Origin of the sequence: Bradyrhizobium pachyrhizi (assembly GCF_029714545.1) — a bacterium.
In the GTDB taxonomy this organism is placed as follows: Bacteria; Pseudomonadota; Alphaproteobacteria; order Rhizobiales; family Xanthobacteraceae; genus Bradyrhizobium; species Bradyrhizobium pachyrhizi.
The window spans coordinates 3,905,371-3,918,957 of sequence record NZ_CP121667.1; the positions used below are offsets into that span (position 1 = coordinate 3,905,371).

12 protein-coding genes are annotated in these 13,587 nt (G+C 62.0%); 9 read left to right on the forward strand and 3 right to left on the reverse strand.

Annotation, left to right across the window (positions count from 1 at the left end):
* Positions 1-5: 5 nt before the first annotated feature.
* Positions 6-1,010, reverse strand: coding sequence for a TRAP transporter substrate-binding protein DctP (gene dctP, locus QA639_RS17845; RefSeq protein ID WP_244978420.1), 1,005 nt, complete (start codon positions 1,008-1,010; stop codon positions 6-8).
* A gap of 209 nt (positions 1,011-1,219) precedes the next feature.
* On the opposite strand from dctP, the gene QA639_RS17850 reads away from it, so the two are divergent.
* From QA639_RS17850 to QA639_RS17860, 3 genes are read left to right on the forward strand one after another with little or no spacing between them, the layout of a single operon-like run.
* Positions 1,220-2,416: a CaiB/BaiF CoA transferase family protein gene (locus tag QA639_RS17850; protein WP_028334193.1), complete on the forward strand. Its 1,197-nt coding sequence runs from the start codon at positions 1,220-1,222 to the stop codon at positions 2,414-2,416.
* Positions 2,417-2,463: 47 nt separating this feature from the next.
* Positions 2,464-3,612 (forward strand): acyl-CoA dehydrogenase family protein, encoded by a 1,149-nt coding sequence (locus tag QA639_RS17855; protein WP_028334194.1) that lies wholly within the window; start codon positions 2,464-2,466, stop codon positions 3,610-3,612.
* Between the two features lie 13 nt (positions 3,613-3,625).
* Positions 3,626-4,717: an acyl-CoA dehydrogenase family protein gene (locus QA639_RS17860; RefSeq protein ID WP_283090357.1), complete on the forward strand. Its 1,092-nt coding sequence runs from the start codon at positions 3,626-3,628 to the stop codon at positions 4,715-4,717.
* Here the strand turns inward: QA639_RS17860 and QA639_RS17865 are convergent.
* Positions 4,714-5,544: an IclR family transcriptional regulator gene (locus tag QA639_RS17865; protein WP_038377463.1), complete on the reverse strand. Its 831-nt coding sequence runs from the start codon at positions 5,542-5,544 to the stop codon at positions 4,714-4,716. The two genes, QA639_RS17860 and QA639_RS17865, sit on opposite strands and share 4 nt — an antisense overlap.
* Positions 5,545-5,563: 19 nt before the next feature.
* A complete protein-coding gene (locus tag QA639_RS17870) occupies positions 5,564-6,406 on the reverse strand; it encodes an IclR family transcriptional regulator (protein ID WP_028334197.1) in 843 nt (280 codons plus the stop codon).
* Here QA639_RS17870 and QA639_RS17875 point away from each other — a divergent pair.
* From QA639_RS17875 to QA639_RS17900, 6 genes are all read left to right on the forward strand, one after another.
* Positions 6,387-7,700: an acyl-CoA dehydrogenase family protein gene (locus QA639_RS17875; RefSeq protein WP_283090358.1), complete on the forward strand. Its 1,314-nt coding sequence runs from the start codon at positions 6,387-6,389 to the stop codon at positions 7,698-7,700. The genes QA639_RS17870 and QA639_RS17875 overlap by 20 nt on opposite strands.
* Positions 7,697-9,220, forward strand: a complete 1,524-nt coding sequence (locus QA639_RS17880) for a class I adenylate-forming enzyme family protein (protein WP_157341605.1) — start codon at positions 7,697-7,699, stop codon at positions 9,218-9,220. Before QA639_RS17875 ends, QA639_RS17880 begins: the two co-directional genes overlap by 4 nt.
* The gene (locus QA639_RS17885; protein ID WP_283090359.1) at positions 9,217-10,431 is read left to right on the forward strand and encodes an ABC transporter substrate-binding protein; all 1,215 of its coding nucleotides are present in this window, start codon (positions 9,217-9,219) and stop codon (positions 10,429-10,431) included. Before QA639_RS17880 ends, QA639_RS17885 begins: the two co-directional genes overlap by 4 nt.
* A 62-nt stretch (positions 10,432-10,493) precedes the next feature.
* On the forward strand, positions 10,494-11,318 hold the full coding sequence (locus QA639_RS17890) for a DUF1932 domain-containing protein (protein ID WP_283090360.1): 825 nt from the start codon (positions 10,494-10,496) through the stop codon (positions 11,316-11,318).
* A gap of 13 nt (positions 11,319-11,331) precedes the next feature.
* Positions 11,332-12,462 carry an Ldh family oxidoreductase gene (locus QA639_RS17895; RefSeq protein ID WP_283090361.1) on the forward strand — a complete coding sequence of 377 codons (1,131 nt, stop codon included), beginning with the start codon at positions 11,332-11,334 and terminating at the stop codon, positions 12,460-12,462.
* Positions 12,463-12,464: 2 nt separating this feature from the next.
* Positions 12,465-13,361, forward strand: coding sequence for an amidohydrolase family protein (locus tag QA639_RS17900; RefSeq protein WP_283090362.1), 897 nt, complete (start codon positions 12,465-12,467; stop codon positions 13,359-13,361).
* The last annotated feature ends 226 nt before the right edge of the window (positions 13,362-13,587 follow it).

Here is a 13,587-nt window from a genome sequence, read left to right on the forward strand (position 1 = left end):
ATTGATTACCGGCCGAGAGCCGCACGAACCTGCTTGAGCGCGGCCGCGGCATCCGGGCCCTTCGACTTTGCCCATTCATCCCAGAATGCCGAGATCACCTTGGTGCCGGCGTCAATATCGCCGGGCTGTTCCGGCGTGACGGTCATCCCGCCCTCGGCAAACTTCTTGCTGAGACCGTCTTCCTCGTCCGCCATGGCCTTGGTGATCAGCGGCATGTTGTCTGTGATCGCCTTGCGGACCTTGGCCTGGATCTCCGGTGACAGCTTGTTGAAGCGATCCTTGTTCACGATGATGACGGAATTGAAGTAGTTGATGCCCAGCCGATAGTTGAATTTCAGCAGGTCCTTCCAGGTGTTTCCGCCGCCGGTATTGGCGGTGAGCACGCCGTCGACGATGCTGCGATCCAGCGCCGAGGGGACTTCCGGCGCGCCAAGCGTGACCGGCACGCCGCCGAGCCGCTTGATGAATTCGCCCTGCTCGGGCGAGGTCACGCGGATCTTCTGCCCTTTGATGTCTGCGAGCGAGGTCAGCTTCTTGCTCGAGAATGCGACCTGGTAAGGATAAAGGTACTGCCCGAGCACCAGCACGCCTTTTTTCTCGAAGGCCTTTTCCAGGTACGGCGCCATGATGTCGGCGGCTTTCTTGTATTCATCAAGCGAGCGGATCAGCAGCGGCAATCGCAGGACGCCGCCAATCGGCACGTTGCCGAGAAAGTATCCGTCGTCGCCCATCTGCACGACGTCGTCGCTGACCGCCTGGGTGATGGTCGTGGTGTTGATCGGAAGCGATCCGCCGAGGTGCAGCCGGATCGTCAGCTCGCCGGCGGTATCCTTCTCGATCTGCTCGATGATGGCGTTCATGCCCTTGGCCGCTGCAACCGTCGCCACGGGATTGTAGATGTAGAGATCCCATTTCTCGGCAGCGGAGGCCGGGGCGGTCTTTGCAAGGCCCGCCAGTGCAATGGCCCCTACAATTGCATGCGCAAATCCGCGGCGGCTCGTCGGCATCATCGTTCGCTCCCGGTCGTTTATTGTCGTTGAGCAAAACTATGTTTGATCGCGGCCCGGCCAGCAAGTGAACGAACGGTCATAATCAATCGCATATGTGATAAATGCCTGGATCACGCCGAAGCGTATTGATCGTTCTGCGATCACGTAGAAGTTGGACATCCCGCGTGGCGTGCCGGTAGACGCGGCCAACTGAACGAGAGAGTTTCGGGATGGACACGACCCCTGCAGATGGCCCGTTGGGCGGAATCCGCGTCATCGACCTGACCAATGTGATCATGGGGCCGTTTGCGACCCACATCATGGCCGATCTCGGTGCGGACGTGATCAAGATCGAGAGCGAGGAAGGCGATTCCTTTCGCACCTACCGTCCCAATCGCAGCGAGGGCATGGCCGGCGGCTTTCTCCATCTCAACCGCAACAAGCGTAGCGTCGTGCTTGACTTGAAGCAGCCATCGGGAATGGCTGCACTGCACAAACTGATTGCGACGGCCGATGTCTTCGTGCACTCGCTCCGTCCCAGAGCGATCGATAAGCTCGGACTTGGCTATCAGGCGGTTCGTGCGATCAAGCCGGATATCATTTATTGCGGCGCTTACGGTTTCAGCGAGAAGGGACCTTATCGCGACAAGGCCGCTTATGACGACATCATCCAGGCGGGCTCCGGACTTGCCGCGCTGCACCTTGCCGCGCGAGGCGAGCCGGCATTCATGCCGACCGTGCTGTGCGACAAGCTATCGGGGCAGGCAGTCGCCTATTCGGTGATGGCGGCCTTGTTCCAGCGTGAGCGCGGCGGCGGCGGCCAGGCCATCGAGGTGCCGATGTTCGAGACCACGGCGGAATTCGCCTATATCGAGCATCTGCTCGGCTTTGCCTTCGAGCCCTCGCTTGGAAGTCCCGGCTATAGCCGTGTCGTCAGCCCGCGGCGGAAGCCGTTTCGGACCGGCGACGGCTACATGTGCATCCTTCCCTATTCGGATCGGAACTGGCGCGATTTCTTCGATTTTATCGGGCGTCCCGAGCTGAAGTCGGACGTCCGTTTCTTCCCGCTGGTCGAGCGGGCGTCTCATCTGGAGACGCTGTACGAGATCATCGAACAAGAGGCTCCCAGGCGCTCCACCGCCGCATGGGTCGCGTTCTGCGATGATGTCAGCATTCCCTGCATGCCTGTGCTCGGCCTCGCCGACTTGCCCGATGACAAGCACATGAAGGCGGTCGGAATGTTCGCGCGCGCCGAACATCCGTCGGAAGGCGCGTACAAATCGATCCGGGCACCGGTGTCCTTTAGCTTAGCACCGTTCCGCCTTCGCCGGCATGCGCCTCGCTTGGGCGAGCATACGGCCGAGATCCTGGCAGAGATCGGAATGGACGCTGCGCAGGCGTCTGCCAACAGCGTCAGGAGCAAGTGAGGCGCCGGGCGCGTTGCGCTAAGCGAGATAATCTGAAGGAGGTTCAATTGCGCGCATTTCGGTTCGAATCCCTGACGCTTCCGCCGGAAGCCGATGCGATGCGGCGCAAGGTTCGCGTGTTCCTTGAGGATGAGCGGGCCAATCGACGCTATGCCGCACACCGGACGTCGTGGTCGACATTCGATCCGGAATTCAGCCGGCGCGCCGCGAAGGCGGGCTTCATCGGCATGACCTGGCCGAGGCAATATGGCGGCGGCGAGTATTCCAACCTCGAGCGTTTCGTCGTCACCGAGGAGATGCTGGCGGCCGGGGCACCAGGCGGAGCGCACTGGATCGCCGATCGGCAGTCGGGTCCTCAGATCCTCAAGCATGGCAGCGAACGTGCGAAGGAGTTGATCCTGCCCAGAATCGCGTCGGGCGAGTGCTATTTCGGCATCGGCATGAGCGAGCCCGACTCCGGCTCGGACCTCGCGGCCGCTCGAACCAGGGCAGATCGGGTGGAAGACGGCTGGGTAATCAACGGCGCCAAGATCTGGACATCGAACGCACACCGCGTCCACTACCTGATTGTGCTGGCCCGCACCGGGCCACCCGGCCAGGATCGCCATGCCGGCTTGTCCCAGTTCATCGTGGATACGACGTCGAAGGGTATCGAGATCAGGCCGATCATGAACCTGTCGGGCGGACACGAGTTCAACGAGGTTTTCTTCAAGGACTGCTTCGTTCCGGACGACATGATGATCGGTAAGCCGGGTGAAGGCTGGACGCATGTCACCGGCGAGTTGGCGTTCGAACGGGCCGGTCCGGACCGCTTCATGTCCGATATCCGCCTGCTCGTCGAACTAATCAACAAGGTGGGACACGAACCGAATGAACGCCAGGCCGTCGAGATCGGTCGGCTGGCGGTTCACTTCGCTACGCTACGGCGAATGTCGTCCTCGATCGCCGGGCTTCTGGAGCAGGGCGGGACCCCGGTCACGGAAGCCGCGCTTGTCAAGGACGTCGGCACGGCATTCGAACGAGAGGTCCCGGAGATCGTGCGGAAGCTCCTGCCGATGGAGGCGAGTCTCGACGATGAGGACGAATACTCGCAAGGATTGGCGCACGTGCTGCTACACGCCCCGTCCTTCACCATTCGGGGGGGAACGCCGGAAATCCTGCGCGGGATGATTGCCCGCAGTCTCGGATTGCGGTGAGAAGGAGCGCGTCATGGAAGACATGTCAGCTATCGTACTTGAGCAGGCAGACCGCCTGTTTCAGCAACACATCGACAAGCAGATCCTGCTGGAGGCCGATGCAGGTCATTGGCCGGGGTCGCTGTGGGGCGCTCTGGACGATGCTGGCTTGCCACTCGCCCTCGTGCCGGATGCGAAGGGCGGCGTCGGACTTGCTTCGAGCGTGGCTGCGAGCCTGATCCGTAGGTCCGCATTTCATTCGGTGCCGCTGCCGCTCGCGGAAACCATCATGGCCAACGCCCTGTGGACGGATGCCGGCGGGGAGGTCATCAAAGGAGCCATGACGCTTGCGCCGGTCAATCCGCTGGATCGCATCACGCTCGTAGCGGGCGCCAGGGGCGCGACACTCCATGGCACCGCGCGCCACGTTCCATGGGGCAAGCAGGCGTTGCACGCGCTGGTATTCGCTCGCGACGCATCCGGAAAGGCGTTCCTCTGCCGCGTGCCCACCGCAAAGATCAACTCGACCAAGGCGGGACGGAACGTCGCTTGCGAGCCACGCGAGGACATCGACTTCGACGGCTTGCACCTTTCATCGAACGACGTGTCGCCGGCATCCTCCTGCCTCGCCGCAGAGGGTTTGATGCCATTCGGCGCGGCCATTCGGGTGCAACAAATGATCGGAGGGATGGAGCGCTGCATGGACTATGCTTTGGCCTATGCCAATGAACGTGTCCAGTTTGGCCGTCCGATCAGCAAGTTCCAGGCCGTTCAGCACATGTTGGCGATTGCTGCCGGGCATTTCGCGGCAGCGTCGGCGGCCGGCGACGCGCTCTCCGAGGCACCGCTGCTCGGCGACAATGCGTTTGCCGTGGCGATCGCAAAGTCCCGTTGCGGCGAGGCCGCCGGACAGGTTGCCGCCATATGCCATCAGGTGCACGGCGCCATGGGATTTACGCAGGAGCAACCGCTGCATTATGCCACTCGTCGGTTGTGGTCATGGCGCGACGAATGGGGCGCCGAACCGTGGTGGCAGGAAAAAATTGGCCGGGTAATCTGTGCGCGCGGCGGAGAAGGCTTCTGGCCGCTGCTGGTCGACCGGCAGGAAGCTGTCGGCGCCGCCTAGGCTGACGGAGCTGGCCGGAGATAGCGCTGCACGACATCATTGAGCAGTGCGACGATCTCGGCTCGACGTCGTGTCATGTCCTGCAGAGGACCTGACACTGCAACAGCGAGCGCTCTGTTCCATCCGTCGATGCCTTCGGGCAGGGGAATGGCAATCGACCCTGCGCCCGGCGTCACCAGTCCTGCCGAGAAGAAGTAGCCATCACGCCGCGTGCGACCGACATTCTCGACCACCTGATTGATGTCGATACGCGGAATCCCGAGCGCTGCTTCCGCGTTCGTGCGCGTGCAGAGGCCGCGGATCTCTCTGTCGCTACATGGAGTCAGCAGCGAAAAGCCGGTGGCCGACCAGACCACCAGCCGCCGGGATCCCGGCGGAACGTGGAAGCGCATCGCGGACCTCGCCTGCAGCACGTGGATATACTGCGCGAAGATGCCGCTGCGCGCGGCGATGATCACGGTGTCGCCGGTCTTGTGGGACAGCTCTTCAAGCATCCTGATCAGGCTGCCGTTTCTGACCGGGCCCTTGTCCAGCCAGGTCCCGAGCAGGGTGACACGCGGTGAGGGCAGGAAGCTGCGGCTCTCCGGCAAATAGTCCATGTAACCCAGCTCGACCAGGCAGTTGAGGAGGATGGAGGTCGATGATTGCGGAAACGCAAGGCGTTCGGCCACTTCGGCAACCCGCGCGTCGCGCTGAATTTCGTCGAAGAACTCAAGAATCCGAAGCACGCGTCCCGCCGACTTGACCGAGCCCGCTGCGGGAGGGCCATAGCTCGTGGCTTCCGTGATTTGACTGTCTGCGGAGATTTTGGTTCTTCGTGTTGGCATTGTACGACGACTGATCCTGCTATTTTCGCAGACGCCTGGTCTTCTCTCGTTCAGATGTCCGCGTCGTCCCGCTGCGCATTTTCAAGGCGATCCCCAATTCGCTGGCCGCGTCGCGCACTACAGACAATATTTGCTGGGCGTCGCGTGAAATCAGTTCGGACAGACCGCCGATTCCAAGTCCGATAGGTTGCTCGAGCGGTCCGCGCGGCATCGCAACGCAGACAATACCGGCGCCGAGCGAGATCCGCCCCAGCGAAATCGCAAACCCGGTCCGTCGGATTTGCTTCAGCTCTTCCATAATTTCGGGAAGCGGCGAGACGAATGGATTCGCATTCCATAGATTGGAAACGTCGGAGGGGCGGATGCCTTGTGCTCCTTCGTCCTTGACGCGTCGTTTCGTCTGTTGCCAAAGCTCCTCGACCGTCTGGTCCGGCATCTCCGAGAGCAGCAGTCGCCCCATGCCGGCTTCCATCAGTGGCAGCCGCGATCCCACCGGGATGTCGAGGCGCATCGCGTGGCGACCGGGAATCACGTCGATGTAGCGCACACACAGATCGGACGGGACGCCGAGCAGGATCGTCTGGCTGGTGCGTTCACCAACCGCGACCATCAGCGATCTAACGTCCGCGCGCGAGACGCTCGGCTCGACCCAGTTGCCCAACGCCGCCACCCGGCTGCTGGGAAGGATTCCCCGACTATCATGATCAACGACGAGATAACCGGCATTGATCATGCTCTGTACGATCGTCGACGTGCTCGACTGGGGAAATGCGAGACTTGCCGACAGTTCCGCGATGGTCACGGCCCGCTGTCTGGAATCGATGTACTCCAGAATCTGCAACGTGCGCAGTGACGACTTCACACTGATTCCTAAGGACTTGCCGGATCGTGATCGTGGCATGTTTCCTCCGTTTAATCATATAGATGATATTAAATATCTTATTGACGATCAAGACAATCTGCGTTGTTCTCTCGGCGAAAACAAATGCGAAGGAAACGCGATGGAAGGCTTGCCGAACACCGTGTGGCGGCCGGCGGTCGAGGCCGGGTTCGTGGACGAGGTGCGGCGGTTCGTGAAGCAGCGCATCGTGCCGCTGGCCAATGAGATCGACGCCAAGGACCTGTACCCAGCCGAGATCGTTCGCGATCTTGCAAAGCTTGGCTGCAACGCGATCTCGCTGCCAAAGAAATTCGGCGGCCGCGAGCTGGGCTATGCCCATAGCGTAGCCGCCTGCGAGGAGATCGGCTACGGAAGCGCCGCCGTCGCGATCTGTCTGATCACGATCTTCCAGGCGCAGACGATGCTAAACACGTTCGGCTCGGAGAGCCTTAAGCAGCAATATTTGCCGCAATTCGCGCGGGGGCTGATCGCCTCTTACGCTCTCACTGAAGCTTCGCATGGCAGCGATATCCGCAAGCTCGAGACCAAGGCCCGCAGGGAAGGGGATGGCTGGGTTCTGAACGGCGAGAAGTCGTTCATTACGTCCGGCTCGCGCGCCGAGCTTTTTGTGATCCTGGCGCAGACCGATGTCGGCGTCTCCGTCTTTGTCGTTCCCCGCGAGTCCGCCGGCGTTTCGACCTATATCGGCGAGAACTCCGCGACCTTCGGCCTGCGCAACGGCCCGCATGTCAACGTTCGGCTGCAGGACGTGCGGCTTCCGCTGGATCACCTGGTCGGGCAGGAGGGCAAAGGCGTCCGGCAGGCGGTGACGACGCTCGACTATTCGCGCACACTTGCCGCGGGCATTTCGGTCGGTATTGCAAGGGCCGCGTTTGACGCAGCCCTTGTGTTCGCGCGCGATCGCACCGCGTTCGACCAGAAGGTTGTCAATTTTCAGGGTATCCAATGGTACTTCGCAGACATGCTGGCGAAGATCGATGCCGCGCGCCTGTTGGTTTACGAGGCGGCGCGGGCGCTGGACAACCATGACGACGTCATCCGTCGGGCCAGTGCCGCGAAGCTGTTCGCTTCGGAGGTAGCAACCGAGGTCGCGGCGCGCTGCGTCCAGATCTGCGGCGCCTACGGCACGATGGTGAACGCGCCGTTCGGTCGCTTCATGCGCGATGCCAAGACCTATGAGATAGGCGGCGGCTCCTCCGAAGTGCTAAAGAACGCCTTGGCCAAGCGTGTCGTCAACTACGCGGCCGAGCTATGATCCTGGAACGCCTGTCACACTGGGCATCAGTCACGCCACAAAAGCCGTTTGTGGTCACTGCGGAGCGATCGTATTCGTTTGCGGAAATCCATTCGCTATCGCTCAGATGCGCGCGACTGCTGCAAGGGCGCAGCATCGGAAAGGGCGACCATGTTGCTCTTATCTCGGGGAACTCCGCCGCGTTCCTGGTCGCGTGGTTCGGTATCAATGCGGCCGGTGCCGTTGCCGTGTGCCTGAACGACCAGTTGAAGGGCGACAGCATCGACTATCTGGTGGCGCAATCCGATTCCAGGCTGATCATGGCCGATGAGGATTGGCTGGTCTCGAGGCGCGGTGATCTTCGTGACGGCCGGGCCGAGCTTCCCGTTGTCGCGATCGACGACGAAAAGTTTCTTCTGGAGCTTGCCGCTCTTCCCGAGAGCGAGGTCGCCGACATCGCGCCGCATGATGCCTGCACGATCCTGTATACGTCGGGAACGACCGGGCGTCCGAAGGGCGTGATATGTGCGCATGGCGGTTACGCGGCGACCGGAGTGCAGTCGGCCCGCATCCTCGAACTGACCGCGGAGGACCGCATCTTCGTCTATCTGCCGCTATATCACACGAATCCACAGACCTATGCGGTTATGTCGGCGTTGACGGTGGGCGCATCGCTTGGCCTGCGGCGGCGGTTTTCGGCGACTTCGTTCTTCGAGGACGCGAAGGCCGTGCAGGCGACCGGTTGCACGTTCGTCGGCACGGTACTCGCGATCCTGGCGGCACGCTATTCCGTACCGATGCGCGACCACATGATGCGCTTTACGATCGGAGGCGGTACGACAGCCGAACTCGCGCGCACCATCGAGGACCGCTTCGGTTTCAAGGTGCACGAACTCTACGGCATGACCGAGGTCGGAGGTTGGGTATCCGGAAGTACGGCTGGGGACCACAAGCTCGGCGCCAACGGCCGGGTGCGGCCGGACATGCAGGTCCAGATCGTCGACCCGGATGACAACCCGCTCCCGACCGGCGAGCGCGGCGAGATAGTGGTTCGGCCGCTCGAACCGAACCGAATCCTGCTCGGTTACTACAACAAGCCGGACGAGTTAGCGAAGGCGAGCCGGAACTTCTGGTTTCACACCGGCGATGTCGGCAGCTTCGATTCCGACGGATATCTATATTTTCATGGACGCACGAAAGAGCTCATTCGGCGTGGTGGAGAGATGATCTCGCCGCAGGAGCTCGAGGGCCGTCTGCTGAAGCTGCCCGGGGTCCGGGATTGCGCGATCGTAGGCGTTGCGGATCCGATCATGGGCGAAGAGGTCAAGGCGGTAGTCGTGACGGACTGCGATTTCGATCTGCGCGACGTGCGCGGGCGGCTTGCCGATCAGGTGCCGACATACATGCTGCCTCGGTTCGTCGAGCGAGTTCTCGCGATACCGCGCACCCAGACAGAGAAGATTCTGCGTCGCGAACTCCAATACATCGATGATCGGGTCACCGATCTCACCAATAATGAAAACGGGAGGAACTTGAAATGAAAGGGCTTGCGAGGGTACTTGGTGTACTGGCTTGCTGTCTGGCGACCGGTGCCTGGGCCGGAGACAAATCGGGGACGGTGAAGATCGGTGTCCTGACCGACATGACCGGGGTGTTCTCCGATCTGACCGGAAATGGATCGGTCGAGGCAGCCAAGATGGCGATCGAGAAGTTTGGCGGCAAGGTCAACGGCCGTCCGGTCGAGCTCGTGTTTGCCGATCACCAGAACAAGGCCGACGTCGGCCTTGGTATCCTGCGTCGCTGGTATCAGGTCGACGACGTCGATGCGGTGTTCGACTTCGCCAACTCGGCCGTCGCACTCGGCGCCGTCGAGATCACGAAGGAATTCGACCGGGTGATGGTTCCGTCTGGCGTCGGCGCGACCGACCTGACCGGCTCCAAGTGCTCGCCCAACACGATCCACTGGACCTGGGACTCCTATGGAAACGCCAATGCGCTGGTCAAGAGTGTGATGCATCAGGGCGGAAAGAAGTGGTTCTTCGTCACGGTCGACTATGCGTTCGGGCACAGCCTTGAGGAGAACGTCACGAAGTTCGTCAAGGCAGCTGGTGGTACCGTGCTGGGCTCCGTGCGTCATCCGCTCAACACGTCGGACTTCAGCTCCTATCTTCTTACGGCGCAGTCGTCCGGTGCGGACGTCATCGTGCTGGCCAGCGGCGGAGCCGATCTCTCGAACGCGATCAAGCAGGCACGCGAGTTTGGGATCACGTCGGACAAGTACAAGATTGTCGCGCCGCAGTTCAATCTTGCCGTCGTACACGCGGCGGGCCTTGACGCTACGCAGGGTCTGCTCGCCGCTGGCAGCATGAACTGGACCAAGGACGAGACGACGCGAGCCTTCGCGACCGAGCTCGCCAAGCGCAACAAGGGGATTCACCCCGATGCGCTTCAGGGCGGCGTTTACTCCTCGGTGCTGGCCTATCTCGGCGCCGTCGAGAAAGTCGGCGGCACCGATGGCCGCAAGGTGGTCGAATATCTGAAATCGGTCCCGGTCAAGGACCCGCTGCTTGGCGATGGCGTGGTCCGCGCCGATGGGCGTATGACGCATCCGGTGCAGATCTTCCAGGTCAAGTCGCCAAAGGAATCGAAGGAGCCATGGGATTACTTCCGGACTATCGATACGATCCCCGGCGACCAGGCGTTCCGGCCGCTGAATGAAAGCGAATGCCCGCTCGTCAAAGCGTCACGATGACCGGCACACCCTCGATTGCACTCGTCGGTCTCGGTGAGGTCGGCACCAGCTTTGCGAGCGCATTGCTCGATCGCGGTGTCGAGCTGAAGGTTGCCTCGCGTGCATCGCCGCGCGCGACGGCCTCGGCGAAGAAGCTCGGCATCGACGTCGACGAGGATGTCGCGCGCGCGGCGAGCACGGCCGACGTCGTGCTGCTGACGATCACCGGCGATGGGCTGCGCGACGTGGTCAAAACAATCGCACCGGTACTACGGGAGCAGGCGATCCTTGCCGACCTGACCGCCGCCGATCCGCCACAGGTGATTGCGGCCGCCGAAACGCTCGGTGCGAACCGTGCGCGGTTCGTCGATGTGGCGATCATGGGCGCCGTCAGCCTGCACGGCATCCGGACGCCCCTGCTGGCGTCAGGGGAGAAGGCAACGGACTTCGCGGAGGCGATGAATGCGCTCGGCTTTTCCGTATCGGCCCGCGACGGCTCCGCGGTTGGCGATGCATCGAGCCTGAAGCTGCTCCGGAGCCTGTTTGCCAAAGGCCTCGATGCGCTGGTCGTGGAGTCGATGCTGGCCGCGGAGGCACTCGGCTTGCGTCAGGACCTGATCGAACTGCTCGGCGATTTCGATCAGCGTCCATTGCGCGACCACATCGACATGTATCTGAGGACGCATCCTCCCCACGCCGGCCGGCGGCTGGTGGAGATGGAGCTGGCGGAAACGCAGTTGAAGTCGCTCGGGCTCAGGAGCCTGACCACCCGCGCGACCATCGATCGCTATCGCCACACAACGGACCTGGTCCGGCAGGGTGGGGCGATGCCGGGGCCGGATGCTCCAGCGGCCCTGCAATGGCTTCTGGCCGCCGAACGAGCCAGCACAGACAAGAACAAGAGCTGAAGGATATTCGCCGATGGATTCGAAGGAGATGGATGCGAAGGAGCGGCTGGTCTACGTCACGCCCGCGCTTTTGAAGAGGCAGATCGAACTTGTGTTGTCCGCATGGGGGATGACGCCGGACAAGGTCAACGTGATCGCGGATCTATTGGTCGAAACCGATCTGCGCGGCATCGAATCTCACGGCGCGTCCATGCTCCCTCTCTATGACAAGATGCGGCGCGCCGGCGGACTCAACATGACGCCGCAGCCGCGGATCGTGAAGGAGAATGCCGCCACGGCTCTCATGGACGGCGATGCGGGCCTCGGCCATCCCGTCGCGGTCGAGGCGATGAACCTCGCGGTCACCAAGTGCAAGGCGATTGGCATCGGTGCCGTCTCGGTCGTCAATTCGCATCACTTTGGAGCGACCGGGCTCTTTGCCGAGATGGCGGCGCGCCAGGGTGTCATTGCACTTGTCACGTCGTCGGCTCGTACCGTTGCAGTGCTCCCGACCGGCGGCACGACGCCCGTGCTCGGCACCAACCCGATTGCATTCGCGGCGCCGGCGAGCAGGGGGGATCCGTTTCTTCTAGACATGTCGACCTCCGCGGTCGCCGCCAACAAGGTCAAGGTCTACTCATATCATCAGACGCCGCTTCCGGTCGGCTGGGTGGTCGACGGCTCCGGAAAGCCGGTCACCGACCCCACGGAAGGCTTCCGGACCTGCATGGAGAGCGACGTCGGCGGATTGATGCCGATGGGCGGCACCCGCGAAACCGGCACCCATAAGGGCTACGGTCTTGCCGTCATGGCGCAGTTGCTCGGCAGCACGCTGGCGGGTGGCTCGTTCTCGCCGTTTCGCAGCCGGGATACGAAGCCGGGCACGCCCGACAATATCGGTCATTTCTTCCTTGCGCTGGATCCGGATTTCTTCCGTGCCGGCGGGTCATTCGAAGACGACGTCAGCGACATCCTAGATCATCTTCGCGCGACGCCTGCCGTCGATCCGGGCAGCCCAGTGATCGTCGCCGGTGAGCCGGAATTCGCGCGCAGAGCGGAGCGGCTGAAGACCGGCATTCCACTCAACGATGCGTTTCTGGATGAAGTGAAGGCCGTCGCAAAGAGCGCGGCCGTCGATTTCATTCTCGATTCAAAGGTGCAGTGACGATGCTTCATTTCGACGGTGTCATTAAGGACTGTCTCCCTCCGCGACTGGCTTCAACTCCGGAGAGGATCAAGGTTCCGGCTGGCGCGTGGGAGACGCATGCCCACGTTATCGGTCCCGCAGTCGACTATCCTTTCGTATCAGGCAGACACTTCAATCCACCGCCGGCATCGCCTGCCGATTTCGTCGCGATGCTCGACAGGGTCGGCATGCAGTATGGTGTCGTCGTGCAGGTGTCGGTGCACGGAACCGATAACCGGCTGCTCGTCAAGGCATTGCGCGAATACCCCGACAGGCTGTGTGGGGTCGCCGTGATCGACCCCGATATCTCCGACAATGAGATCGCCGAGCTCAAGGATGCCGGCGTGCGCGGTATCCGCATTCTCGATATCGTCGGTGGCGGTGTCGGCCTGCAGAATCTCGAAGTCCTGGCGGACCGCTGCGCGGAAGTTGGCTGGCACGTTCAGGTCGCGACCCGCGGCGAGACTTATCCCGAAATCGGCGATCGACTGCTTCGACTGCGGGCACCCTTCATCATCGATCACATGGGGTGGTGCGCCGCGGCAAACGGCCTTAACAGCCCCGAATTCCAGGCGGTGCTCCGCATTGTCCGAAACTCAAGCTGCTACGTGAAGCTGTCCGGCGGCTTCAGACTTTCGGCGCAATCGTATCCGTTCCGCGACGTCGTTCCGTTTGCCGAAGCGTTGATCGATGCCGCGCCCGATCGGATGGTGTGGGGAAGTGACTGGCCCCATGTCGGTCTCTACGACGCTGCCACTGTCCCGGACGTCGGCGAGATCCTCGATGGGCTCGCCAAGTATACCGCCGATGTTCAGCAGCAGCACAAGATACTGGTGTCTAACCCAGCTAAGTTCTACGGGGTTCCCGTCGCCACCTAGTCCCGCGCCTGATTTCCCACCTGGAAAAGGGCTTATGCTCTTTTCAAGTGGGATCTGGAGCCGGCGATCAATGGCCATCACACTTTTTGCTGCGTGCCTCACTCCGACAGGGTTTTGGGCCCGACCCTGACGTCCGGCCCGGTGACGCATTGGCGCCGCCGCTGAGGTTCCAGAGATAACGCTCTGTGCAGACTCGCTGGCCCATCACCACCACCAGTGCCTTCCG